This is a genomic window from Kitasatospora aureofaciens, from assembly GCF_001188955.3.
In the GTDB taxonomy this organism is placed as follows: domain Bacteria; phylum Actinomycetota; class Actinomycetes; order Streptomycetales; family Streptomycetaceae; genus Kitasatospora; species Kitasatospora aureofaciens.
This window is the reverse complement of record NZ_JPRF03000087.1, coordinates 96,403-122,569: the sequence shown is the minus strand read 5'-3', so window position 1 is coordinate 122,569 and position 26,167 is coordinate 96,403. Positions and strand designations below refer to the sequence as shown.

Genomic DNA, 26,167 nt, shown 5'->3' with positions numbered 1-26,167 from the left:
AATCCGCATTGACGAACGGTTGTTCCGGTCGCGCGGTCGGGGGTGACGGGCGTCAGTGGCGGCCGAGGGCGCCGGACTCGCCCATCTCGCTCATCACCAGGGCCAGCGCGCCGAGCACCTCCGCGCGGCCGCCCAGGGTGCCGGGAACCACCGACAGCTGACGGGCGGCACTGGGGATGGCGTAGCGGGCGACCGAGTCGCGGATCGGGGCGAGCACCAGCTCACCGGCCTCGGCGAGGTCGCCGCCGAGGATCACCCGGCGGGGGTTGAGCAGGTTGCACAGGGTCGCCACGCCCGTACCGATCTGGCGGCCGGCGTCGGCGATCACCCGGCGGCAGCCGAGGTCGCCCTGGTGGGCCAGCTCGACCACCCGGGGCAGCGAGAGGTCCGCGCCGAGGGTGGAGGTGAGCAGTGAGAGCAGGTAGCGGGAGCCGACGAAGGTCTCCAGGCAGCCGCGGTTGCCGCAGCGGCAGACCGGGCCGGCCTCGTCCAGGGTGATGTGCCCGATCTCACCCGCGGTGCCGCCCGGACCGCGGTAGATCTGGCCGTTGACCACCAGGCCGGCGCCCACACCGCTGGCGACCTTGATGTACGCGAGGTCGCTCAGGCCACGGCCCGCGCCCCACACCAGCTCGCCGAGCGCGCCCAGGTTGGCGTCGTTGTCCACGTGCACCGGCATGCCGAGCCGCTCGGCCAGCTCCCGGCCCGGGGCGATGCCCGTCCAGCCCGGCAGGATCGCGGTCGAGCCGAGCGCGCCGGTCTCCACGTCGATCGGGCCCGGCACCCCGAGGCCCACCCCGATCACCTTCTCCGGGCGGAACCCGGCCTGCTCCAGCAGTCGCTCGACCATCGCCTCGGCCCGGTCGAAGCCCTGGGCGGCGGAGACGTCCACGTCGATCGGGGCGCTCTCCTCCGCCAGCACCCGGTGCGCGAGGTTGCCGACGGCGACGCGGAGGTGGGTGTGGCCGAAGTCGATGCCGACCACGATGCCGGCGTCACCGCTGAGCGAGACGCTGCGGGCGCGGCGGCCGCCGGAGGAGGTGTCGGCGACGACCACGGTGCCGCTCTCCTTCAGCTCCCGCACGATGTTGGAGACGGTGGCCGCAGAGAGGCCCGTGCCGCGGGCGATCTCGGCCTGGGTGAGCGAACCGGCCATCCGCACCGCGCGGAGCACCCGTTCCAGGTTCGCCCGGTGCAGGGACGACTGTGAGCCCGGTGTGTCCGTCGACATGATCCACCCTCCCAGGGTGGGGAACCCTCCGCCGGGTGTCCCCTTCAACTCCTGAAGCCTACGGCTCGGGGGCCGTGGGGGGTGGCCGGCGGGTGGGGGCGGGGGCTCTCGGGGGATGAGGGCCGGGGCGGTTCCGGGCGTGGGACGTGCCGGGTGGGGTGGGCCCGCGCGCCCACGGGAACGGGTGCGCGGGGGTGGATGTGCGGGGGTGGGGTGGCCGGGGGGTGAAGGTGTTGCGTGGTCAGGGAGTGTCGGGGTGGGGTGGGTGGTCCTGGGAACGGCCGAAAACCCACCCGCCACTACCATGGTGCCGAATCTCACCCGTCCCACCGGACCGTGGACGGTACCGGCAGGGGGACGCTTCCAGACATGACGGGGAATCAGATGGCAGGGGATCACCACCCTACGCCGGGTGCGGGCGACGCAGCCGGCAGCGGCCCGCAGGAAAACCGCGGCGTTTCGTTCGGGCGCCCGGCAGGCGGCGTGGATCCCGCCGCCGTCGCAGACCAGATGACACAGCTCGACGGCTCGGCGGTCCCGGGTCAGGCCGCGCCCGCCGGCCCGCCGCCGGCCCAGCCGCCCGCGCCGCCCGCCCAGCCGCCGATGGGTGGTGCCGACTACGGGGCGTACGCGCCGACCGCGGCCGGCGGGTTCCCCGCGCAGGCGCCACCGCCCGGGGCGCCGATCGGCCCGTACGACCCGGTGCCCGGGGGCGGTTACGCCACGCCTGACCCGTCCCAGGGGTACGGCTACGACTACCAGCAGCAGGGCGGGTACACCTACCCGGGCGTGCCGGTGCCCGCGGCGCCCAAGCAGCGCAACCCCGTGATGCTGTGGGGCGGGATCATCGGCGGCGTGCTGGCGATCGCCATCGTGATCGGGCTGGTCGTCCTGCTGAAGCCGGACCCCAAGCCCAGCCCTGGCCCCGGCCCGGTGGCCGACTCGGGCAGCTCCAGCACCGTCTCGGGCGGCACCAGCGGGAGCGTCGCTCCGGACGACAACACCAACAGCAAGACCAAGGCCACGTTCAACGTCGCCTGGTCCGCTCCGTCGCCCGCCAACACCGATGCCACCAACCAGATGCTCGGCATCTGGGGCACCGACAAGTACGCGGTGCGCGTCGACAGTGACGGCGTCAAGGCCTACAACCTGACCGACGGCAAGCCCGCGTGGAACATCCCGGTCCCGGCCGGCAGCAAGGAGGTGTGCAGCGCCTCGTACACCTCCAACTCCAAGAACGTCGCGGCCGTCGCCTTCAACACCGGTGACTACGACTGCTCCACCGTCGGCGCCGTCGACCTCTCCTCGGGCAAGCTGCTGTGGACCGTCAAGGCCACTGCCGACCGGCTGTCCCAGCCGACCCTGAGCGTCACCGACAACGTGGTCGTCGTCGGCGGCAACGCCGTCGCCGGGCTGAACGTCTCCAACGGCCAGCCGGCCTGGCAGTACCAGCCGCGCGACAAGGACTGCACGATGCGCGCCCGCGCGGCCGGCAACCAGATCGCGATCAGCGACCGGTGCTACATGACCAGCGGCCCGAAGTCGCAGCTGGTCATCGTGAACGCCGACAGCGGCAAGCCCGCGAGCAGCCCGATCACCCTGACCGGCAGCATCGAGGAGGTCGACTCGGTCATCCAGGACAAGCCGCTGGTCCTGCTGATCACCAACGGCCCGAACGGCGACTACATCCTGCCGTTCGACAAGGACAACAAGCCGGGCAACCAGATGTCCGTCAAGGAGCCCGGCTCGGACAGCCTCCGCCTGTCCGGCCAGGACAACGCCTTCACCCGCAACGTGGTCAGCGGCACCACGCTGTACGTCCAGGTCAACCCGACCAAGCCGGCCATCAACGCCTACGACCTGACCACCGGCAAGCGCCTGTGGGCGAGCAGCGCGGGTTCGGGCAGCGACGGCGACATCCGGCTGGTCGCCGGCACCGACAAGGACGGCAAGGTCCGCGCCATGGTGTCGCAGGGCTACGACAAGCCGTCCCGCCTGGTGACGCTCTCGCCGACCGACGGTTCGATGACCGACATCGGCACCGTGGCGAACCCGAACGGGAAGTTCGACATCAGCATGAGCACGTCGGTGTACTTCGTCTCGGACGACGGCAACGCCGTGTACGCCTTCCGCCGCTACACCAGCACCGACGGTCCGCTGACCAAGTGGAAGAAGTGACGTCGGGACGCTGACGGCTCCGTCGCGGGCGGGGCGGGCACGGACTTCGGTCCGGGCCCGCCCCGCCCTCGGTTTTCCGGTCGGACGGGCTGCCGGGCATGCGAGGATTCCGTCCATCAGCCTGACGAAGGAGTGCAGCGAGTGCCCGGCACCAACCTGACCCGCGAAGAGGCCCGCACCCGGGCCGACCTCATCCGGGTGGACGCGTACGACATCGAGCTCGACCTCGGCTCGGCCCGTGACGGCGGCACCTTCCGGTCCACGACCGTGGTCCGGTTCACCGCCTCGACCCCCGGCGCCGACACCTTCATCGACCTCGTCGCCCCCGGCGTCGAGGAGATCACCCTCAACGGCACGGCGCTCGACCCGGCGAGCTTCGCCGACAGCCGCATCCCGCTGCCCGGCCTGGCCGCCGAGAACGAGCTGCGGGTGGTCGCCAACTGCGCGTACAGCAACACCGGTGAGGGCCTGCACCGGTTCGTCGACCCGGTCGACGGCGAGACCTACCTGTACACCCAGTTCGAGGTGCCGGACGCCCGGCGGGTCTTCGCGAACTTCGAACAGCCGGACCTGAAGGCCACGTTCGCCTTCACCGTGACCGCCCCCACCGGCTGGGTCGTGGTCTCCAACTCGCCCACCCCCGAACCGGTCGGCGAAGGCGCCACCCAGGTCTGGAAGTTCGAGCCGACCGGCCGGATCTCCAGCTACATCACCGCGCTCGTCGCCGGCCCGTACGTCGGGGTCTTCGACACCTACGAGAAGGGCGAGCAGCGGGTGCCGCTGGGCGTCTACTGCCGCCCCTCGATGCGCGAGTACCTGGACGCCGAGGCGATCTTCACGGTCACCAAGCAGGGTTTCGACTACTTCCAGGAGAAGTTCGACTACCCGTACCCGTTCGCCAAGTACGACCAGCTCTTCGTCCCGGAGTTCAACGCCGGCGCGATGGAGAACGCGGGCGCCGTCACCCTGCGCGACCAGTACGTGTTCCGCTCCAAGGTCACCGACGCCGCGTACGAGGCGCGCGCCGCGACGATCCTGCACGAGCTCGCCCACATGTGGTTCGGCGACCTCGTCACCATGGAGTGGTGGAACGACCTCTGGCTCAACGAGTCCTTCGCGACCTTCGCCGAGGCCGTCTGCCAGGCCGAGGCCCCCGGCTCCAAGTGGCCGCACTCCTGGACCACGTTCGCCAACCAGATGAAGACCTGGGCCTACCGGCAGGACCAGCTGCCGTCCACCCACCCGATCATGGCGGACATCAACGACCTGGAGGACGTCCAGGTCAACTTCGACGGCATCACCTACGCCAAGGGCGCCTCGGTGCTCAAGCAGCTGGTGGCGTACGTCGGCCAGGACGCCTTCTTCGAGGGCGTGCGCGCCTACTTCAAGCGCCACGCCTGGGGCAACACCCGGCTCAGCGACCTGCTCGGGGCGCTGGAGGAGGCCAGTGGGCGCGACCTGAAGGCCTGGTCCAAGGCCTGGCTGGAGACGGCCGGGATCAACGTGCTGCGCCCGTCCCTGGTGGTGAACACGGACGGTGACATCGAGTCGTTCGCGGTCCTGCAGGAGGCTCCCGCGCTGCCCGCCGGCGCCAAGGGCGAGGCCGTGCTGCGGCCGCACCGGATCGCCGTCGGCCTGTACGAGCTGGTCGACGGTTCGCTGGTGCGCACGGACCGGATCGAGCTGGACCTCGACGGCGCCCGCACCGAGGTGCCGCAGCTGGTCGGGCGCCACCGGCCGGCCGTCGTGCTGCTGAACGACGACGACCTGTCGTACGCCAAGATCCGCCTCGACGAGGACTCGCTGGCCGTCGTCACCGAGAACCTCGGCGGCTTCACCGAATCGCTGCCGCGTGCCCTGTGCTGGGCCTCCGCCTGGGACATGACCCGCGACGGCGAGCTGGCCGCCCGCGACTACCTGTCGCTGGCGCTGTCCGGCATCGGGCGGGAGACCGACATCGGGGTCGTGCAGTCCGTGCAGCGCCAGGTCAAGCTGGCCCTGGACGCCTACACCGACCCGGACTGGCGCGAGCAGGGCCTCACCCGCTGGGCCGCCGCCGCCGAGGAGCACCTGCGCGCCGCCGAGCCCGGCAGCGACCACCAGCTGGCCTGGGCCCGCACCCTGGCCGCGGTCGCCCGTACGGACGGTCAGCTCGACCTGCTGGCCGGGCTGCTGGACGGCTCGGTGGAGATCAAGGGCCTGGCGGTGGACACCGAGCTGCGCTGGACGCTGCTGTCCCGGCTCTCCGCCACCGGCCGCGCCGACGAGGCGGCGGTCGTCGCCGAGCTGGAGCGGGACAACACCGCGGCCGGCCAGGAGCACGCGGCCACCTGCCGCGCCTCCCGCCCGACCGCGGAGGCGAAGGCGCAGGCCTGGGCCTCGGTGGTGGAGTCCGACAAGCTGACCAACTATGTGCAGGAGGCCGTGATCGCCGGCTTCCAGCAGTCGGACCAGCGGGAGCTGCTGGCGCCGTACGCGGAGAAGTACTTCGCCGTGGTGAAGCACATCTGGGAGACCCGCAGCCACGAGATCTCGCAGCAGATCATCGTCGGACTGTACCCGGCGCTCCAGGTCTCCGAGGCGACGCTGGCCGCCACGGACGCCTGGCTGGCCTCGGCCGAGCCGGCGCCGGCGCTGCGGCGCCAGGTGGTCGAGGCCCGGGCCGGAGTCGAGCGCGCGCTCAGGGCGCAGGCGGTCGACAAGGCGGCCGGGGCCCGCTGAAGCTGAAAGCCCGAGGGGGCGCCGGACGGATCGTCCGGCGCCCCCTCAGGGCTGTGCGGGTCCTCGGTGGACGTCTGGTCCGGTGGACGCGGCGGCTACTTCTTCTTCTTGCCGTACGGCAGGGCCGCCAGGCCCGCGATGATCGCGAACGCGGCGAGCGGGATCAGCACGTACAGGCCGACGGTCTGGCCGACGCTCAGACCGGTACCCGGGTCGTCACCGTCGTCCCTGGTGAGGGCCATGGCGGGCGACGACAGCAGCATCATCAGCGTGACCGTTGCGCAGACCGCGCCGGCTCGCAAAGCGTTCCTCTTGTCCACGTTTCCAACTTACCCGCCGCTTATGGCAGGGCGCGCGTCGGGGTGTGTTCTGCGGTCAGCGGGGCGGCTTCGGGCTGGGCAGGGCCAGGAGGTGGGCGAGGAGTCGGGCGGCGGGGGTGGTGGCGAGGCGGTCCAGGGTGACCGGGTCGCCCGCGCCGTCGGCGACCGGGAGGCGCCAGTTCGGGTACTGGTCCCAGGTGCCGGGCAGGTTCTGCGGGCGCGGGTCGCCGACCAGGTCCGGCAGCCAGACGCCGACCAGCTCCGCCGGAGTGGAGCGGAGGAAGCGGTAGAGCACCGGCATCGACAGCGGCTCGTCCGGGCCGAGCAGGCCTCGGCTCACCAGCTCGGCCCGCCAGTCGGCCAGCTCGGCGGCGGCCTCCTGCTGCTCCTCGGGGAGTGGACGGGCCAGCAGGCCGAGGCGGTGGCGCAGCTCGACGTGCTCGCCGGAGAGGCGGGCGGCGGTGCTCGGCAGGTCGTGGGTGGTGAGGGTGGCCAGGCAGCCGGGGCGCCAGCGGTCGGGGGGCAGGATGCCGCCGTCGGCCTGCCAGTCCCGCTCGAACCAGAGCACGGAGGTGCCGAGGATGCCCCGGGCCGCCAGTTCCTCGCGTACGCCCGGTTCGACGGTGCCCAGGTCCTCGCCGATCACCGCCGTACCGGACCGGTGCGCCTCCAGGGCCAGCACGCCGAGCATCGCCTCGGCGTCGTAGCGGACGTAGGCGCCCTCGGTGGGCGGGTGGCCGATCGGGACCCACCAGAGGCGGAAGAGGCCCATCACGTGGTCGATGCGGAGGGCTCCGGCGTGGCGGGTGGCCGCGCGCAGGAGTTCCGCGTACGGGGCGTAGCCGGCGGCGGCCAGGGCGTCCGGGCGCCAGGGCGGGAGGCCCCAGTCCTGACCGTGGGCGTTGAAGGCGTCCGGCGGGGCGCCCGTCGAGATGCCGCCGGCCAGCACGTCCTGGAGCGCCCAGGCGTCGGCGCCGTCCGGGTGGACGCCGACGGCGAGGTCATGGATCAGGCCGACCGGCATACCGGCCTCGCGGGCGCTGCGCTGGGCGGCGGCGAGCTGCTGGTCGACCTGCCAGGCGAGCCAGCGGTGGAACTCGACCTGTGTTTCGAGTTCCTTGGCCGCCTGCTCGATGTGTGGGCCGTTCGGGTGACGCAGACCCTTCGGCCAGTGGTGCCAGTCGGCGCCGTGCACCTCGGCCAGGGCGTTCCACAGCGCGTTCCGGTGCAGCCACTCGCCCTCGCGCCGCTGGAACTCCTCGTACGCCGCCTGGCGGCCAGGGCCGCGCGAAACCTCGTGGAGGAGCTGGAGCGCCTGGCGCTTGAGCGCCCACACGGCGTCGCGGTCGACCAGGCCGTCGTGGGCGAGGACTTCGTCGCGAAGGCGTGCGGCGCGGCGGGTGAGGTCGCCCGCCTCTGCCCGCTGTTCTCCCGTCAGGTAGGCGTACTCGGGGACGGCCTCGATCCGCAGGTGCACCGGGTCGGCGAAGCGGCGGGAGGACGGGCGGTACGGGGACGGGTCGGAGGGCGTGCCGGGCAGTCCCTGGTGCAGCGGGTTGATCTGCACGAAGCCCGCGCCGAGGCCGGCGCCCGCCCACTGCGCCAGCTCCGAGAGGTCGCCGAGGTCGCCCATGCCCCAGGAGCGGTCGGACAGGACGGAGTACAGCTGGGCGAGGAAGCCCCAGCTACGGCCGGGGAGTTGGGGCAGCCGCTGCGGGGCGACGATCAGCGGCGCCTGCTCCCTCCTGCCGCTGCACTCCGCCTTGAGGACGTGCCGCCCGAGCGGGAGGTCGGCGGGCAGCCAGTGGGAGTGGCCGCGCGGCAGCTCCCAACTGCCGCCGCCCTCCAGTTCCACGTGGAGCCGGGCGTCGGCCGGCACGTCCAGCGCGGTGCGCCGCCCCTGCCGGACCACCACACAGGGCGGCAGCAACTTGCTCTGCTGCTCGGCACGGTGACGCTCCAGCGACTCCCGCACCTCCTCCGGCGTCTCCGCCGCCACCCCCAGCGCGCCCAGCACCGCCACCAGCGTCCGCGCCCCCACCGCCTGCCCACCCGGCCCCGGATACCGGGCATCCACCCCGTACGCCTGCGCCAGTGCCACCAGTTCGGCCGGCGGTGGCGGCGCGTCCTGCGCCGGCACCTTCAGCCCGTCGGCTCCGTCACTGTCGTGGTAAGCGGCCACTCGCGGCTCCTGCGATGTCTCGGCAACGCCCGGTCAGGACTCCCAAGTCCTACCCGCGTGACGACCCGATGACGCTGCGCGACACGTTTGCGCGGGCCGGATCGGCGGGGGCGCCCCGACGGCGATCACCCGACAGGTGACGACTGGTCAGGAAAGTTGGATATTTCGTCGCAAACTAGGCATAGCCGTCGATGACATTGACACCGGGTTGGGTAGCTGGTGGGGTTGCTCGCGTTGTGGTCCAGGCCTGGCGAGGAGGCCCCTGTGCAAGCCCGTGTGTCCGTTGTGGCCGGGCGGCGGCTGCGGCAGCAGTTGGAGCAGACTCCGGCGCTGCGCGAGGTGCTGCACCATCCGGCGGCGCTGGCGGCGCGGCGGGCGACGGCGCGGACGTGCCGTCAGCTGGCGCCGCGGACCGCGGACCGGGTGATCGCCGATCTGAAGGGGACGGAGCCGCTGTTGGCGTCGGTACGGGCGGAGCGTGCGGCCGGGCGGCCGGGGCGGCGGGCGATGCAGATCGCGGCCGGGGTGGTGACCGCGGCGGTGGTCGGCGGGCTGCTGGCCGGACCGCTGCCGTCGACGGCGTACGCGGCGACTCCCGGGCCGGACGTGGTGAGCACCGCGCCTCAGACGCCGCTGGGCAGCGTGACCGATCCGCAGGTGTTCCCGCACCCGCAGGAGCAGACGGTGGCGGGCAAGGCGGTCACCGTGCCGACCGCCGTGACGCTGGTGACCGCGCCCAAGGTGGACCGGGGCGCGGTGGACGCCGTCCGCGAGGTGCTGGCCGTCGCCGGGGCCACCGACGTGTCCCCGCAGGCGGACGGCGGGACGCCGGCGGCCGGCTCGCTGGTGGTGTACGTCGGCGGGCCCGCCGAGGGCGCCGGGGGCGAGATGGACCGGACGCTGCGCCAGCTGAGCGCCGCGGCCGGCGGCAAGGACGGCTCCGCGCCGTCCACCGCGGGCATGCCGCCCGGCGGCTACGTGCTGTCGACCGGTCAGCTGCCCGCCCAGGGCGGGGGGACGTACGGCGCGGTGGTGCTGGCGGGCGCGGACGCGTCCGGCACCTTCTACGCCGCGCAGAGCCTGCGCCAGCTGCTCGCCGCCGTACCGGCCGGGCAGGGCCAGGGGCCGGGCGCGGCCGGGCTCGGCCTGCCCGGGATCACGCTGCGGGACTGGCCGAGCGGCGCGGCGGTGCGCGGCACCGCGGAGGCGTTCTACGGCACCCCGTGGACCGCCCGGCAGCGGCTCGAGCAGGTGGACTTCCTGGGCCGCTCCAAGCAGAACTTCTACCTCTACGCCCCGGGTGACGACCCGTTCCGGCTCAGCCGCTGGCGCGACGCCTACCCCGCCGACCAGCAGTCCGACCTGCGCGAGCTCGGTGACCGGGCCCGGCTGAACCACGTCACCCTGGGCTACGCGATCGACCCGGGGCAGTCCCTCTGCTTCAGCGACGACGACGACGTCGACGCGCTGGTCAAGAAGCTTGACGGGCTGCGCAAGCTCGGCTTCACCGCGTTCCAGCTGCAGTTCCTGGACGTCAGCTACGACGAGTGGCACTGCGGCGACGACCGCGACGAGTACGGCACCGGTCCGGCCGCCGCGGCCAAGGCGCAGGCCGCGCTGGTCAAGAAGGTGCAGGACCGGCTGATCGCGAAGAACCCGGGCCTGGCGCCGCTGTCCGTCGTTCCGACCGAGTACCACAAGCAGGGCTCGACGCCGTACCGCAAGGCGCTGGCCGACGCGCTGCCGGCCGGGGTGCAGGTGGCCTGGAGCGGCGGCGCGGTGATCCCGGAGAAGATCACCGGCGCCCAGACCTCGGACACCGGCACCCTGTACGGGCACCCGCTGGTCACCATGGACAACTACCCCGTCAACGACGCCAGCCCGGACCGGCTCTTCCTCGGCGCCTACACCGGTCGCGACCCGGAGGTGGCGACCCGCTCGGCGGTGCTGCTGACCGGCGCGATGCAGCAGCCGGTGGCCTCCCGGATCGCGCTCGCCACGGCCGGCGACTTCGCCTGGAACCCGACCGGCTACAAGCCCGACGAATCCTGGCAGGCCGCGGTGCGCTCGCTGGCCGGGCCGACCGGCGCCGCCGCCACGCCCGCCGGGTCGGTGCTGTCCGCCGTCACCGCGCTGGCCGGCAACAGCACCTCCTCGCCGCTGGCCAAGCGGGAGTCCGGCTACCTGCAACCGCTGCTGGACCAGTTCTGGGCGAACGCCGAGCCCACCTCCGGCGCGGCTCCCGACCTCAACAAGCTGATAGCGGCGGCGGCCCCGCTGCGGGACGCCTTCACCGCGATGGCGGGCGCCCAGCAGACCCTGGCCGGCAGCCAGGCCACCGCCCAGCTGGCCGCCGAGGCCGGCCCCTGGCTGGGCCCCCTGCACGACTACGGGCTGGCCGGGCAGGCCGCACTGGACATGCTGCTGGCCCAGCACGGCGGCGACGGCACGGCGGCCTGGAAGGCCCGGGTGCAGCTCAACGGACTGCGCGCGCAGCTCGCCCAGGCCCCGGCGACCATCGGCGCGGGCGTGCTCGGCCCGTTCCTGGACCGCGCCGTGCGGGCCGCCGACAACTGGTCCGGCGTGGTCAGCGGAGGGGTCACCCCGACCTCCAGCATGGGCACCGCGCACGACCACCTGCCCGCGCTGATGGTCGACGGCCAGGCCGACACCTTCTACTGGAGCTCGGCTCCCCCGCAGCCCGGCGACTCGGTCGGCGTCGACCTCGGCGCGGGCCGCCCGATCAGCGGCGTCACCGTGCTGATGGGCGGCTGGGGCGACGGCCCGGACGCGCAGAACGCCGTGGACGACTACATCCGCGACGGCGTGCTGGAGTACAGCACCGGCGAGGGCGGCTGGCAGCGGCTCGCCGTGGTGAAGAACCAGAAGACGGTCAGCGCCCAGCTGCCGGCCGGCACCGTGGTACGGGCGGTGCGGCTGCGGGCGACCGCCGCGCAGAAGACCGCCGTGGCGGTGCGCGAGTTCACCGTGACCGCCCCGGACGAGTCCCCGGCCAGCGTCTCCGGCGGGCCGGCCGCGCTGCCCGGCTCCTCGGCCGCGGCCGTCCTGGACGGCAACCCGGACACCGCGTACCGGGCCGCCCAGGCGCCCACCGCGCTGGACGAGCCGCTCGTCGTCGAACTCGGCAGCGCCCGTCCGCTGGACCGGCTCACCGTGCTGACCGACCCGAACGTGCGCGCCACCGCCACGGTCGCGGTGCGCCACGCCGACGGCACCTGGGTGGACATCGGCACCGTGCAGCCCGGCTACAACGAACTGCCGGCCGGCGGGCAGGCCGCCGACGCGTTCCGGCTGACCTGGAAGCCCGGCGGCGACCCGCCGGTGGTCAACCAGGTGATCCCCTGGTACGCGGACGCCCCGGCGGCCCGGCTGAGCCTCGCCGACCCGGCCCTGGACGTGGTCACCGGCGCCGCGGCACCCGCCACGACCCGGGCCACCGTCGAGGCCGGCCGCCCCGAGGGCACCAGCGGCGAGCTGCGCACCGAGGTACCGGCCGCCGCCAAGGGCCTGACCGTGACCCCGTCCGGCGCGGTGACGGTGCCGCGCGGCGGCCGGGTGGGCGTGCCGCTGCTGGTCACCGCCGCGCAGGGGACGCCCTCCGGGACGTACCAGGTGTCGGTGTCGTACGTGGCGGGCGGCACCACCGTGAAGCAGGTGCTGCAGGTGCACGTGGTGCCGCCGACCGGCGGTCCGGACCTGGCGGTCGGCGCGCAGGCCAGCTCCTCGGGCGACGAGACGCCGAACTTCCCGGCCTCGGCGGTGGCCGACGGCGACCCGAAGTCCCGCTGGTCCTCGCCGGCCAAGGACGACGCCTGGGTGCAGCTCGCGCTGCCGCAGGCGGCCCACCTGGGCGCGGCGGTGCTGCACTGGCAGTCCGCGTACGCCTCCTCGTACAAGATCCAGGTCTCGGCGGACGGCAGCAGCTGGACGGACGCGGCGACGGTGGACAACGGCAAGGGCGGCGACGAGACGGTGCGTTTCGACGCGCCGAACGTCCGGTACGTCCGGATGCAGGGCGTGGCGCGGGCCACCAAGTTCGGCTACTCGCTGTACGGCATCGAGCTGTACGCCGTCACGGCTCCGGCCGCCCCGCCGCAGCCGCCGGCCAATCCGCCGGGCCAGCCAGGCCCGTCGGGGGCGCCGGTCGCGCCGCCGGCGACGAAGCCGTAGCGACATCCGGGGCCGTAGCCGACGGGCCGAAGGGGCGCGCCGGTGTCGCAAGGGAGAAGCGGGGGAGCGACGCAGGAGCGGGGGAGCGCCGACCGTCGGCACCGGGCCGGGAGCGCCCCGGAGGCGAGCCGGCTCGAAGAAGGGGGGAATGCGGCGGGCCGCCGGGCTCCCCTTCGCGGGGGGCGCGGCGGCCCATGAGGCGCGTACCGACGTGTGACGGGCGGGCCCTTTGTGTCGCTTCGGTCAGGCGGAGAGCGGTTCGGGCTGCTCGCCGCGGCGGATGGGGGCGGGGTGGGCGGCGTGCGCCCGGCCGATCGGGACGGAGTGGGTCGGCTCGGTATGGTCGTGGTGCTCGTACTCGCCCCACTGCGGGGCGCGCAGCTGGTCACCGCCGCCGTACGGCTCCAGATAGGGCCGCCAGCGCGGGTCCTTGATCCCGGTGCCGATGATCCTCCAGGCGAGGCCGCTGGGCGGTGCGGGTGGTCGTTTCATCCGCCAGCCGAGCTCGGTCAGGTGGCGGTCGGCCTTGGTGTGGTTGCAGCGGCGGCAGGCCGCCACCACGTTGTCCCACCGGTGCTGGCCGCCCCGGCTGCGCGGGATGACGTGGTCGACGCTGGTGGCGGCGGCCCCGCAGTAGACGCAGCGGCCGTGGTCGCGGGCGAACAGCGCCCGGCGGGTGAGCGGGACGGGCCCGCAGAACGGGACCCGGACGAAGCGGGTCAGACGGACGACGGACGGCGCCGGTAGGGCGCTGGTGGCGCTGTGCAGAGTGACTCCCGTGTCCTCCAGGCTGACCGCCTTGTGGTTGAGGACCAGGATGAGTGCGCGGCGCATCGATACGACGCCGAGTGGCTCGTAGGACGCGTTGAGGACCAGGACATGCGGCACGGATGCCTCCTTGGACGCCTGCGGCGCGTGGCTCGCGCCGGGACGAGCGGTTGGATCCCGCAACGAGTGCGCGATCTCCCCCAGTGTCGCCTTACGCCCTCACGTGGCGCCACCACTCCTGTGTAACGGACCTGACGTCAACAGCCCGACGTGATCGGTCGGGCTTGCGGATCACCATGCTTCCGGCGAGTCGCCCCGTCAGTGGCGTCCGCGTCTGACCGGCGCCCTACGCGCTGGTGGGACGGTTGACAGCGCCCCGCGTCCACGCATCAGCCGCACGGTGGCGGATGTTGCGGGAGCCATTGACATCTGCGTGAAGGGTGGTCCCACATGCACGACAGGCAAAGGCGGCCTGATTCACCCGGTTGTGTCGGTGAGTGTGCCAGCAGGCGGAGCATTGCCGGGAGGTATGGGCCGGATTGACACGCACGACGGGCACTCCGGCGCGCTTGGCCTTGTACTCCACGAATGCCCCGAGCTGGGCGAACGCCCAGGAGTGCAGACGGTACCGCTGGTCGTGCTTGGCCTTGACCCTTTCGCGAATGCCCGTGAGGTCTTCCAGGGCGATCCCGCGCGAGGTGCGTTCAGCGGTAGTGACGATGGTCTTGGAGATGCTGTGGTTGGTATCTGTGGCGAAACGCTGCTCACGTCGCCGCAGGGCTTTGAGTCGCCTTTTGGCGCTCTTGGTCTTCTTCATCTGGAGCTTGGCACGCAGGTGAACCATACGCTTCCGGTAACGCTCCAGACGTCTACCGGACAGCACGGTGCCGTCCGAGGTGGTGGCGATGTTGACGATCCCGAGGTCCACACCCAGCCAGTCCGAGGGCAGGTAGGCGGCAGGGGCCGGAACGTCACAGGTGGCGAACAGATACCAACGGCCATCGCGATGAACGAGGTCCGACTCACCTCGTCGGTGTTCGGCCAGCACTTTTGCCGCCCCGTCCGAGCAAGTGAACCGAATGCCCTTCAAGCGGCCTGAAACCGTCCAAATGCTGACGGTGCGCTGGTCCGTGTTCCACGACAGACAGCGGTCGTCGAACGCCTGGGCCGCGTACTCGCGAAATGAGATCGGCTTCGACTCCGCCCTGTTCCGCCGTTTGTCACCGCTTGGGCCGAGCCTCCCGGCCTTGACGGTCGCATTCAGCGTGGCATAGGCGTCGCAAACCTTCTTCACCACGCGACAGGCAGGCTGTGCGGAGAGGTCGAATTCATCCTTGATATGCCGGTACACCTTCGGCTGGAGACCGTTGCGCCGCTTCTCCCCGGAGTCGAACGCGATCCGGGAGACGTGGTTCGCCGCCCGGTTGCACGCACGCAAGGTGGCTGCGAGGGCGTCTGCCTGGTAGGCCGACACCTCCAATCTCACACGCACCACGATCTTCACAGCACGGACGGTAGTTCAAGCATCCGGGGAGTGTGCAAGAGGTGTGGAGGAGGACTACCCGGGCGTGCAGTTCTTCCGATGCGCCGGTCGGCGGGTCCGGGCAGGCGTTCGGCGCCGGATAGGCTAGCCCGCACGGTCCGTGGGCCGCTCGCGCGGCGCGGACCGGCCAGGCCCCCAGCAAGGAAGGTCCCGCACGTGTTCCGCTTCGGCGCCACCGGTCCGATCGACGCGTCCCCGGCGCTCTCCACCCCGACGCCGGTGCCGTCCCCCACCGCGTCCCCCACCGCGCCGGAGCTGCCGCAGCTGCGGATCCCCACCAGCGCGCAGGAGGTCACCGACACCACCAAGCAGGCGGCCAGCTGGTTCGACACCCACTGGCAGAGCTGGCTGGCGGCCGGCCTGCAGATCGTCCTGATCATCGTGCTGGCGCTGGTGCTGCGGGTCGTGGTGAGCAAGCTGATCACCCAGCTGATAACGCGGATGGCGCGCGGCCACGACCACAGCGAGGAGAGCCGGCTCGGCGGGCTGCTGGCCAACCACGGGGTGGTGAACCCGGAGCGGCGTCAGCAGCGCTCGGAGGCGATCGGCTCGGTGCTGCGCAGCGTGGCGTCCTTCACCATCCTGGGCACGGCGGCGCTGATGGTGCTCTCCGCGCTGGGGATGAATCTGGCACCGCTGCTGGCCAGCGCCGGTGTGGCCGGTGTGGCGATCGGTTTCGGCGCCCGCAACCTGGTGACGGACTTCCTCTCCGGGGTCTTCATGATCATGGAGGACCAGTACGGCGTCGGCGACGAGATCGACACCGGGGTGGCCACCGGCACGGTGCTGGAGGTCGGGCTGCGGGTGACCAAGCTGCGCGGGGCCAACGGCGAGATCTGGTACATCCGCAACGGCGAGGTGAAGCGGATCGCCAACATGAGCCAGGGATGGGCGACCGCCACGGTGGACGTGCAGGTCGGGTACAAGGAGGACCTGCAGCGGGTCGAGGACCTGATCCAGGAGACCGCCGAGGGGCTGGCCAAGGAGGCGCCCTACGACGAGCTGGTCTGGGCGCCGGTGTCGGTCCTGGGCGTGGAGTCGGTGGCGGCGGACTCGGTGATGGTGCGGGTCGAGGCCCGGACCGCGCCGGGCAAGGCGGCGGTGGTCTCCCGGGCGCTGCGCCAGCGGCTGAAGACGGCCTTCGACCAGGCAGGGATCAAGGTCAAGGAGGAGGCCACCGCGGTGGCCACCGGCGTCTCGATCACCGCGGCGGAGCCCGCTCCGCCGTCCGCCCTGTCCGACCCCACCTCGCCCCGCTACCGCGCGAGCGAACCGATCCCGCTGCCCAAGGCCCCGACGGACGACCCGACGCTCGGGAAGGCGTAACGGACCCGGTCGCCCGAGAGCCCCGCTCCCACTCCGGTGGGGGCGGGGCTCTTCCCTTTCCGGGTGGCGCTCCGGCCGCCGGTGGCGGTCCGGGCGGCCGGTAACGCTTCGGCATCTGGCGGTCGGGCGGGCATTGACACCCCGGTGAGGTGGACCGTACGGTCCTGTGCCAAGCGACTGGAAAGTTTCCTAACAGTTCACGTCGGTCGGTGGGAAGGGGAGGATTCCGGGCATGACCAAGAGCACCGCCAAGGCTCCCCTCGCCGGCACCCCCAGTCTGTTGCGCGCCATCAACGACCGCGCCGCCCTCGAACTGCTGCTGGAGAACGGGCCGCTGTCCCGTACCCAGATCGGCGCGCTGACCGGGCTGTCCAAGCCCACGGCCTCCCAGCTGCTGTCCCGGCTGGAGGCGGCCGGGCTGGTGGTGCCGGTCGGCACCACCGAGGGTGGTCCGGGCCCCAACGCGCAGCTGTACCAGGTGAACCCGGCCGCCGGGTACGTCGCCGGGCTGGACGTCACCAACAGCGGGATCAGAGTCGCCGTCGCCGACATCACCGGCAGCACGGTGGCCGAGCACAGCGTGTCCACCAGAGGCGTCCCGGCCGCCGGGACCGTGCCGGGGGTGGCCGCCGCCGTCGCCGAGGCGGTGCGGGCCGCCGGGGTGCCGGCGGGAGGCCTGCGGACAGTCGCGATCGGGGTCGGCGGTGCGCCGGACCCGGTCACCGGGAAGCTCCGGTACGCCTCCCACCTGCCCGGCTGGCACTCGCCGCGGCTGGTGGCCGAGCTGACCGAGGCGATCGGCGCGCCGGTGTCGATCGAGAACGACGTGAACCTGGCCGCGGTCGCCGAGCAGGCCTCCGGCGCGGCGGCCGGTTTCGAGGACTTCGTCCTGCTCTGGGCCGAGGCCGGTGTCGGCGCCGCGATCGTGCTCGGCGGGCGGCTGCACCGCGGCTTCACCGGCGGCGCCGGCGAGGTCGGCTACATGCCGGTGCCCGGCTCACCGGTCGAGTGGGACGCCCGCCGCCGCAAGTTCGGCGGCTTCCAGGCCCAGGTCGGCGCACCCGCTGTCCGGACCCTGGCGCGCGAGCACGGGCTCGGCGCGCCCAGCGCGGAGGAGTCGATCGCCAAGGCCCTGGAGACCCCGGGCGCCGGTGACGCGTTCCTCACCGAACTGGCCGGACGGCTCGCCGTCGGGCTGTCCGTGATCGTCGCCGTGGTCGACCCCCAGCTGGTGGTCCTCTCCGGCGCGGTGCCGAGCGCCGGTGGTGAACGCCTGCGCGCGCTCGTCGAGGACGAGCTGGCCCGGATCTGCCTGGCCCGTCCGGAGATCCGCAGCAGTGCCCTGCCCGGCTCGCCCGTCCTGCTCGGCGCCCTGCAACGCGCCCTCACGGACGCCCGCGAGGCGGTCTTCTCCACCCACTGATCCGCCCAACCGCCCAACCGCCCAGCCCCCAGCCCGACCGCCCGGCCCACCGACGCTCCCCCTGTCACCTCGTTCACCTGCACCCACCTCTCCCGATCCCCTACGCGGGCCCCGAGGCGATGACGCCTGCCCGCGCACCCCCAGGAGGACCTCGAAGTGCACGCCACCACCTCCCGCAGAGGCCGCCGCACGGTCGCCGCCGTCGCGGGCAGCGCCGTCCTGGCCCTGTTCGCCTCCGCCTGCACCGGTTCCAGCGAGTCGGGCGGCAACGACGACTCCGCCAGCGGCAAGGACGTCACCATCACCTTCTGGCACGGCTGGAGCCAGGACAACGAGGTGAAGGCGATCAACGACACCATCGCCGCCTTCGAGAAGGCCCACCCCAACATCCACGTCAAGCCGGTGGGCAACGTCGCCGACGACAAGGTCAACCAGGCCCTGCGGGCCGGCGGCGACGACGCACCGGACGTGGTGTCCTCCTTCACCACCAACAACGTCGGCATGTTCTGCTCGACCAAGGCCTTCATCGACCTCAAGCCGCTGCTGCAGAAGAGCGGCATCGACGCGGCCAGGACCTTCCCCGCCGCGATGCTCAACTACACGCAGTTCCAGGGCAACCAGTGCTCGCTGCCGCTGCTCGGCGACGCCTACGGGCTGTACTACAACAAGAAGGCCTTCGCCGCGGCCGGCATCACCGCCCCGCCGAAGACCTTCGGCGAGTTCGCCGACGACGCCAGGAAGCTCACCGTCGCCGACGGCGACTCGTACAAGCAGCTCGGCTTCATGCCGCTCTACCACGGCTACGAGTCCACCACCGAGCACTTCCTCGGCCAGTACGGCGCCACCTACTTCGGCGCCGACGGCAAGTCGAACATCGCCACCGACCCCAAGGTCGCGGCGATGCTCAGCTGGCAGAAGGGCCTGGTCGACCAGCTCGGCGGCTACGCCAAGCTGGACAAGTACCGCGCCACCTTCGGCGAGGAGTTCAGCGCCAAGAACCCCTTCCAGACCGGCCAGGTCGCGATGGCCATCGACGGTGAGTGGCGCACCGCCTCGCTCGCCGACAACAAGCCCGACTTCGACTGGGCCACCGCGCCGTTCCCCGTCCCGGACGACCAGGCCGCCGCCTACGGCCGCGGCTACCAGACCGGCACCATCGTCGGCATCGCCAGTACCAGCAAGAAGCAGGCCGCGGCCTGGGAGTTCGTCAAGTTCCTGACCACCGACACCGACGCGGTGGTCAACTTCGCCAACGCGATCCACAACGTGCCCAGCACCTTCGACGCGCTGAACTCGCCGAAGCTGGTCAGCGACCCGAACTTCAAGACCTTCCTGGACGTCGCCAAGAACCCGAACTCGGGCACCACGCCGGCGAGCGTCAACGGCGGCGGCTACATCGTCTCCCTGCAGAACCTCGGCTACGACGTCGAGTCCGGCAAGCAGCCCGACGTCCAGGCCGGTCTCGCCGCCACGGCCAGGCAGATCGACACCGACATCGCCCAGGCGAAGTAGCGGGAACGGTCCACGGAGCTCCCATGTCACTCGCGTTCGGCACCCGCAAGGGCCCTGGGACCGGGGCGACCGACCCGGCGGCGCCGTCCACGCAGCACCTGCTGCGCCGGAAGCGCCGCCGGGAGGCGGCCCGTACCCTCGCCTTCCTCTCCCCCTGGCTGATCGGGTTCGGCGTCTTCTTCGTCTACCCGCTGGTCTCCACCGCCTACTTCTCCTTCACCCAGTACAACGGCTTCGGCTCCCCGACCTTCAACGGGCTGAAGAACTGGAACTACGTCCTCGACGAGCTGCCGACCTTCTGGCAGGGCCTGCGCAACACCGTGTGGCTGGTCCTGGTCATGGTGACCCTGAGGGTCGCCTTCGGCCTCGGCATCGGGCTGCTCATCACCAGGGTCAAGACCGGCGCCGGCTTCTTCCGCACCGTCTTCTACCTGCCCTACCTGGCCCCGCCGGTGGCCGCCACGGTGGCCTTCGCCTTCCTGCTCAACCCCGGCACCGGCCCGCTCAACCACCTGCTCGGCGAGCTCGGCCTGCCGCAGCCCGGCTGGTTCGCCGACCCGAACTGGTCCAAGCCCGCGCTCACCCTGCTCGCCATGTGGGGCATCGGCGACCTGATGGTCATCTTCATGGCCTCGCTGCTGGACGTCCCCAAGGAGCAGTACGAGGCGGCCGAACTGGACGGCGCCGGCCCGTTCCAGAGGTTCCGGTACGTCACGCTGCCGAACGTCTCGCCGATCATCATGTTCGCGGTGGTCACCGGGGTCATCCAGACCATGCAGTACTACACCCAGGCGATCGTCGCCGGGAAGGTCGCCAGCGGCATCGCGGGCAACTCGGGCCAGCAGTTCGAGCCCGGCTTCCCCCAGGGCTCCACCTGGACCCTGCCGCAGATGGTCTACAACCTCGGCTTCCAGCGCTTCAACTACGGCGCGGCCTGCGTCGTCGCCCTGGTGCTGTTCGCCATCTCGATGGCCGTCACCTCGATCCTGCTCCGCCGCAGGTCCGGCTTCATGTCGAGCGACGACTGAGCGACGACCAGCGGCCCCTGAGGACTCCACCATGACTCTCAGCTCCACTCCCACGCTCACCGAGGCACGACCCGGCGCCTCTCGGACCGGCACCGCCGCCGCCCGGGCCGCCCGGCGCCGGGCGGTGCTCCACTGGGTGGCCGTGCACTCGCTGGCCATCGCCGCCGCACTGTTCTTCCTGCTGCCCTTCGTCTTCGTCTTCCTCACCTCGGTGATGGACGACCAGCAGGCGCTCACCACCGACTACTGGCCCACCTCCTGGAACTGGGGCAACTACGGCAAGGTCTGGGACACCCCCGGCTTCCTCACCTGGTGGCGCAACACCCTGGTGTACGCCGGCGCCGGCACCCTGCTCACCGTCGTCTCCAGCCTGCCCGTCGCCTACGCGCTCGCCAAGTTCCGCTTCCGCGGCCGCAACCTGGCACTGATGGCGGTCATCGCGATGATGATGCTGCCCCCGCAGGTCACCGTCATCCCGATGTACCTGTTCTGGGCCAAGCAGATGGGCCTGGGCGGCTCGCTCTGGCCACTGATCATCCCGATGGCCTTCGGCGACGCGTTCTCGATCTTCCTGCTGCGCCAGTTCCTGATGACCATCCCCAAGGAGTACGTCGAGGCCGCCCGGATCGACGGCTGCGGCGACCTGCGCACCCTGCTGCGGGTCGTCCTGCCGATGGCCAAACCGGCCATCGCCGCCGTCGCCCTGTTCCAGTTCTTCTACTGCTGGAACGACTACTTCGGCCCGCAGATCTACGCCAGCAACAACCACCAGGCCTGGACGCTCAGTTACGGCCTGGAGTCGTTCAAGGCCGCCCACCACACCAACTGGAACCTCACCATGGCCGCCACCCTGCTGGTGATGGCCCCGGTGATCGTCCTCTTCTTCTTCGCTCAGAAGGCCTTCATCGAAGGCGTGACACTGACAGGGGTCAAGGGCTGATGGCCGCCACACTCAAGTCCGGCAGTTCCGCGCTCAAGCTGGCCGTCGTCGGCGGCGGTTCGACGTACACCCCGGAGCTGATCGACGGCTTCGCCCGGCTGCGTGACACCCTGCCGATCGGCGAACTGGTGCTGATCGACCCGGCCGCCGAGCGGCTGGAGCTGATCGGCGGGCTCGCCCGGCGGATCTTCGCCAAGCAGGGGCACCCCGCCGCGGTGTCGGTGACCACCGACCTGACGGCGGGCGTCGCGGACGCCGACGCCGTACTGCTCCAACTGCGGGTCGGTGGGCAGGCCGCGCGCAACCAGGACGAGACCTGGCCGCTGGAGTGCGGCTGCGTCGGCCAGGAGACCACCGGCGCGGGCGGGCTCGCCAAGGCGCTGCGCACCGTACCGGTCGTCCTCGGCATCGCCGAGCAGGTCCGCAGGACCAACCCGGACGCCTGGATCGTCGACTTCACCAACCCGGTCGGCATCGTCACCCGCGCCCTGCAGAGCGCCGGCCACAAGGCCGTCGGGCTGTGCAACGTCGCGATCGGCTTCCAGCGCAAGTTCGCGGCCCATCTGGGGGTGGACCCGGAGCTGGTCCGGCTGGACCACGTCGGGCTCAACCACCTCACCTGGGAGCGCGGGGTGACCCTGCTGGACGCGCCGGGCGCCACGAGCGGCCGGGAGGTGCTGCCCACCCTGCTCGCCGACTTCGGCAAGGAGATCGCCGACGACCTCCACCTGCCGCAGGCCTTCGTGCAACGGCTCGGCGTGGTGCCCTCCTACTACCTGCGGTACTTCTACCAGCACGACGCGGTGGTCGAGGAGCTCCTGGCCCAGGGCTCGCGGGCCGCGCAGGTCGCCGAGATCGAACGGCAGCTGCTGGAGCTGTACGCCGACCCCGCGCTGGACACCAAGCCGGAACTGCTCGGCAAGCGCGGCGGCGCCTTCTACTCGGAGGCGGCCGTCCAGCTGATCTCGGCGCTGCTGGGCACCGCCGGCGGGGCGTCCGTCCAGGTGGTCAACACCCGCAACGACGGGGTGCTGCCCTTCCTGCCCGACGACGCCGTCATCGAGGTCCCGGCCGAGGTGGACGCCGACGGCGTCCGGCCGCTGCCGCAGCGGCCGGTCGAGCCGCTGTTCGCCGGGCTGATCTCCGCCGTCACCTCGTACGAGCACCTCGCGCTCGACGCCGCCCTGCACGGCGGACGCGACCGGGTCTTCGACGCCCTGCTCGCCCACCCGCTGGTCGGCCGGATCGAACTCGCCGACCAGCTCACGGACCGGCTGCTCGCCCACAACCGCGAGCACCTCGCCTGGGCCTGAGCGCCTCCGTGCCCGGCCCGCCGAGACGGCGGGCCGGGCGCCGCGAGGAGACCGACCCCCCGGCCGGGGCTCCACGGCCGGGCCACGTACGAGCCCGGGGACCAGATGACCCACCAGCCCGAACCACTCCTGTCCGGCGTCCTCGCCATCGACGCGGGCAACTCCAAGACCGACGTCGCCCTGATCGGCGCCGACGGCACCGTCCTCGGCTCCGCCCGCGGCGGCGGCTTCGCACCCCAGAAGGTCGGCGGCGCCGCAGCCGTGGCCGGTCTCACCCCCCTGGTCGAGCAGGCCGCCGCGGCGGCCGGCCTGGCCGGTGCCGCGGGCGTGCTCACCAGCCACGTCAGCGCCTGCCTCGCCAACGCCGACCTGCCGATCGAGGAGGAGTCGCTGCGCACCGCCCTCGCATCGCACCCCTGGGGCCTCAGCAACACCGTCGTCAACGACACCTTCGGCCTGCTGCGGGCCGGTACCGACGGCCCGCGCGGGGTCGCGGTGGTCTGCGGCGCCGGGATCAACTGCGTCGGCCTGCGGCCGGACGGGCGCACCGCCCGCTTCCCGGCGCTCGGCGAACTCACCGGCGACTGGGGCGGCGGCTCCGGACTCGCCGTCAGCAGCATGTGGCACGCCGTCCGCGCCGAGGACGGGCGGGGCGGGCCCACCGCACTGGCCCCGGCGATCGCCGAACACTTCGGCCTGCCCAGCGCCGGGGCCGTCGCCGAGGCCGTCCACCTCGGGCACCTGCCGACCTCGCGGCTGCACGAGATCGTCCGGGTGCTGTTCGCGGTCGCGGTCGAGGGGGACGCCGTCGCCATGGAACTGATCGACCGGCAGGCCGACGAGATCGTCCGGCTCGCCGTGGTCGCGCTCGGACGGCTGGAACTGCTGGACTCGCCGACCCCCGTGGTGCTCGGCGGCGGGGTGCTCGCCTCCCGGCACCCGCTGCTGCTCGACAACCTGACGGCCCGCCTGGCGCGGGCCGCGCCGCTGGCCGAGCCGCGGGTGGTCGTCGCGCCGCCGGTGCTGGGCGCGGCACTGCTCGGGCTCGACCACCTGGGCGCGGGCGGGGCGGCGCAGGCGCGGGTGCGCGAGGCGTACGAGGCGCAGCGGACGGTCGCCGCCTGAGGCCGCCGTGCTTCGGCCGAGGCCGCCGTCGCCCTCCGGGGCCGCTGACCTCCGTCCGAGACCTCCCGCCCCCGCCGGATCCGCACATCCCGCGGGGGCGGGAACCGTTCGGCGCGCGCCCGGTGTGTACCCCGGTGCCGAACTCCGCAGCCGTCCGGGGAGACTTGTGCCATGGCCGTGCCCCGCATCCTCCTCGCCGCCGCCGCGCTGACCGCGACCGCCCTGGCCGGCCTCACCGGCTGCACCCCCGCCGACACCCGCCCCACGGTGACCGCCGCCTCCTCCGCAGCGGCGCTCGCCGACGACGGCACGGACGACCTGCTGGACGAGGACGGCTTCGGCGACGACCTGGCCGACGACGGCGACTACGCCGCCGGGCCCGTCGCCGTCCCCGCGGCCCCGGCCGCCCCCGCGCCGGAGTGCACGGCGCCCGAGGTCGACCCCGGCCACCAGGTGGTGGTCGTGGTCGCCGCCGGCCCGGCCGAACTCACCGCCCAGCCCGCCCGCTTCACCTGCACGCCGTCCCGCTACGAGGCCACCGGCACTCCCGTCCACTACGGCTTCGCCGCGGCCGGCGTCACCGCGACCCTGGTCGACCGCCCGCACGAGGAGGCGGCGGAGCCCGTCCAACTGGACGAGCTGGTCACCCACCTCAACGACTGCCTCGCCGAACGCGACCCGGCCGACCCGTACGGCTGCTCCGGCAACGCCTACGACGTCGTCCTGGACCCGCACGGCCGGATCACGCGGATCGCCGAGGTCGAGGTGCCGACACCGTAGGGCACCGGACCGGGAGTGGGAAGGGGGGCGGGGTGGGCGATTCGTGCAGGTCAGGGGGAGGGCAATACGGTGTAGAACGCTCCTTCAACTGTTGAGATTCGCTGTCGCTACGCGCATCAACGCTTCCCCAGCTGCAAGCTTTTGACTTTCCATACCTTTTCCGGGGACCCGCTTGGGGCTGGTCTTACTCTCGGCGTCGTTGACCCGGTTTCGGCGCCGGTGCTTTGCTTCCGGCCGTCGGCGGTGAACCGGTCCCCCATCCCCGCTTCACCGCCCGTTCCTGACGAACGGGCGGTGGCAGCCGGCTTGCCTGCCGTCGCTCCTCCCCATTTGTCCCCCACGGTGTCGCCGCGCCCTACCGGTGTGCGGTCGGCATGAGAGAGGAACCCTCACGATGGGCATGTCCCCCACCTCCCGCCGGGCGCGAGTCCGGGCCCTGACCGGGCTCAGCGCGCTGGCGCTGGCCGCCGCCGGTTTCGCCGCCGCCCCGGCCGCCCAGGCCGACCAGCCGGGCAGCGAGTTCGCCGGGCAGAGCCACCCGTACCGGCACGGCGTCGTCCCCACCAAGGAGAGCGCCGAGCACGCCAACGCCAACTCCGCTGCGGCGACCAGGACTTCCAACCTGCGCTACGGCGGCGGGGTCGACGGCATCGGCGTCACCACCGGCGCACCGAAGGTGTACGTGGTCTTCTGGGGCTCCCAGTGGGGCACCGCGGGCACCGACGCCAACGGCTACACCACGCTGACCGGCGACCCGTCGGGCGAGGCCGTCCGCGCCCAGCAGCTGTACAAGGGCCTCGGCACCAACAACGAGACCTGGTCCGGCGTCATGACCCAGTACTGCCAGGGCGTCGCCACGGGCGCCACCAGCTGCGGGTCCACCGCCGCCCACGTCGGCTACCCGACCGGCGGCGCGCTGGCCGGCGTCTGGGTCGACAACTCCGCCGCCGCCCCCGGCCAGGCCACCGGCAACCAGATCGCCAACGAGGCCATCAAGGCCGCCGGGCACTTCGGCAACACCACCTCGGCCGCCAACCGCAACGTGCAGTACGTGGTGCTCTCGCCGACCGGCACCCACCCGGACGGCTTCAACACCTCGAGCGGCAACTTCTGCGCCTGGCACGACTGGAACGGCGACACCACGCTGACCGGCGGCGCGGCCACCTCGCCGTACGGTGACATCGCGTTCAGCAACGACCCGTACGTGACCGACATGGGCACCTCCTGCGGCCAGAACTACGTCAACAGCGGCAACGCGGGCCTGCTGGACGGCGTGACCATGGTGTTCGGCCACGAGTACGCGGAGACCGTCACCGACCAGAACCCGGCCGGCGGCTGGACCGACTCGACCGGCTACGAGAACGCCGACAAGTGCGCCTGGAAGGGCGTCGGCGGCACCGGCGGCTCGCAGAACGTCGCGTTCGCGACCGGCTCGTTCGCGATGCAGGGCACCTGGTCCAACGCGGTCAGCGGCTGCCAGATCTCGCACGCGATCGTCCCCTGATCAGCGCCCCCGGGCAGCGTGGGGCGGCCCGGGGACGGTGATGGTCCGGCGGATCCGAGCGGCCTGAGGGGTCACGTGCCCT

Annotated in this window: 17 protein-coding genes; 12 read left to right on the top strand and 5 right to left on the bottom strand. The window is 72.5% G+C overall.

Annotation, left to right across the window (positions count from 1 at the left end; genetic code table 11):
• Nucleotides 1-52: 52 nt before the first annotated feature.
• Nucleotides 53-1,231 (bottom strand): ROK family transcriptional regulator, encoded by a 1,179-nt coding sequence (locus tag HS99_RS37730; protein ID WP_030554894.1) that lies wholly within the window; start codon nt 1,229-1,231, stop codon nt 53-55.
• Nucleotides 1,232-1,741: 510 nt separating this feature from the next.
• Between HS99_RS37730 and HS99_RS37725 the strand changes: the two genes are divergently transcribed.
• Together HS99_RS37725 and pepN are read left to right on the top strand one after the other, a co-directional pair.
• Nucleotides 1,742-3,409, top strand: coding sequence for an outer membrane protein assembly factor BamB family protein (locus HS99_RS37725; RefSeq protein WP_030553399.1), 1,668 nt, complete (start codon nt 1,742-1,744; stop codon nt 3,407-3,409).
• Nucleotides 3,410-3,550: 141 nt separating this feature from the next.
• Nucleotides 3,551-6,130, top strand: a complete 2,580-nt coding sequence (gene pepN / locus HS99_RS37720) for an aminopeptidase N (RefSeq protein ID WP_030287840.1) — start codon at nt 3,551-3,553, stop codon at nt 6,128-6,130.
• Between the two features lie 95 nt (nt 6,131-6,225).
• On the opposite strand, the gene HS99_RS37715 is transcribed toward pepN, so the two are convergent.
• Nucleotides 6,226-6,450, bottom strand: coding sequence for a hypothetical protein (locus tag HS99_RS37715; RefSeq protein WP_030287841.1), 225 nt, complete (start codon nt 6,448-6,450; stop codon nt 6,226-6,228).
• 55 nt (nt 6,451-6,505) lie between these two features.
• Nucleotides 6,506-8,590 (bottom strand): 4-alpha-glucanotransferase, encoded by a 2,085-nt coding sequence (malQ, locus tag HS99_RS37710; protein ID WP_030553397.1) that lies wholly within the window; start codon nt 8,588-8,590, stop codon nt 6,506-6,508.
• 306 nt (nt 8,591-8,896) lie between these two features.
• Between malQ and HS99_RS37705 the strand changes: the two genes are divergently transcribed.
• Entirely contained in the window at nt 8,897-12,823 is a 3,927-nt protein-coding gene (locus tag HS99_RS37705) for a glycoside hydrolase family 84 protein (protein WP_223885953.1), read from the top strand.
• 243 nt (nt 12,824-13,066) lie between these two features.
• Here HS99_RS37705 and HS99_RS37700 read toward each other — a convergent pair whose 3' ends face one another.
• Together HS99_RS37700 and HS99_RS37695 are read right to left on the bottom strand one after the other, a co-directional pair.
• Nucleotides 13,067-13,711: an HNH endonuclease gene (locus HS99_RS37700; protein ID WP_030553393.1), complete on the bottom strand. Its 645-nt coding sequence runs from the start codon at nt 13,709-13,711 to the stop codon at nt 13,067-13,069.
• A 226-nt stretch (nt 13,712-13,937) separates the two neighbouring features.
• Nucleotides 13,938-15,095 carry an RNA-guided endonuclease InsQ/TnpB family protein gene (locus HS99_RS37695; protein ID WP_030553391.1) on the bottom strand — a complete coding sequence of 386 codons (1,158 nt, stop codon included), beginning with the start codon at nt 15,093-15,095 and terminating at the stop codon, nt 13,938-13,940.
• A 195-nt stretch (nt 15,096-15,290) separates the two neighbouring features.
• Between HS99_RS37695 and HS99_RS37690 the strand changes: the two genes are divergently transcribed.
• The 9 genes from HS99_RS37690 to HS99_RS37650 all read left to right on the top strand — a co-directional run bounded on the left by HS99_RS37690 (nt 15,291) and on the right by HS99_RS37650 (nt 26,085).
• Nucleotides 15,291-16,460 carry a mechanosensitive ion channel family protein gene (locus tag HS99_RS37690; RefSeq protein ID WP_370863337.1) on the top strand — a complete coding sequence of 390 codons (1,170 nt, stop codon included), beginning with the start codon at nt 15,291-15,293 and terminating at the stop codon, nt 16,458-16,460.
• 232 nt (nt 16,461-16,692) lie between these two features.
• A complete protein-coding gene (locus HS99_RS37685; RefSeq protein ID WP_030553389.1) occupies nt 16,693-17,883 on the top strand; it encodes an ROK family transcriptional regulator in 1,191 nt (396 codons plus the stop codon).
• A gap of 156 nt (nt 17,884-18,039) precedes the next feature.
• Nucleotides 18,040-19,395: an ABC transporter substrate-binding protein gene (locus HS99_RS37680; protein ID WP_030287853.1), complete on the top strand. Its 1,356-nt coding sequence runs from the start codon at nt 18,040-18,042 to the stop codon at nt 19,393-19,395.
• A 23-nt stretch (nt 19,396-19,418) separates the two neighbouring features.
• Nucleotides 19,419-20,423 (top strand): carbohydrate ABC transporter permease, encoded by a 1,005-nt coding sequence (locus tag HS99_RS37675; protein ID WP_078656771.1) that lies wholly within the window; start codon nt 19,419-19,421, stop codon nt 20,421-20,423.
• Nucleotides 20,424-20,454: 31 nt separating this feature from the next.
• Complete coding sequence (locus HS99_RS37670; protein WP_030287857.1) at nt 20,455-21,363, top strand: carbohydrate ABC transporter permease; 909 nt, start codon at nt 20,455-20,457, stop codon at nt 21,361-21,363.
• Entirely contained in the window at nt 21,363-22,676 is a 1,314-nt protein-coding gene (locus tag HS99_RS37665) for a 6-phospho-beta-glucosidase (protein WP_030287859.1), read from the top strand. The genes HS99_RS37670 and HS99_RS37665 overlap by 1 nt, the downstream gene beginning before the upstream one ends.
• 105 nt (nt 22,677-22,781) lie before the next feature.
• Complete coding sequence (locus HS99_RS37660; protein WP_030287861.1) at nt 22,782-23,801, top strand: N-acetylglucosamine kinase; 1,020 nt, start codon at nt 22,782-22,784, stop codon at nt 23,799-23,801.
• 171 nt (nt 23,802-23,972) lie between these two features.
• On the top strand, nt 23,973-24,581 hold the full coding sequence (locus HS99_RS37655) for a hypothetical protein (RefSeq protein ID WP_030287862.1): 609 nt from the start codon (nt 23,973-23,975) through the stop codon (nt 24,579-24,581).
• Nucleotides 24,582-24,975: 394 nt separating this feature from the next.
• The gene (locus HS99_RS37650) at nt 24,976-26,085 is read left to right on the top strand and encodes a hypothetical protein (protein WP_197697969.1); all 1,110 of its coding nucleotides are present in this window, start codon (nt 24,976-24,978) and stop codon (nt 26,083-26,085) included.
• Nucleotides 26,086-26,167: the final 82 nt, after the last annotated feature.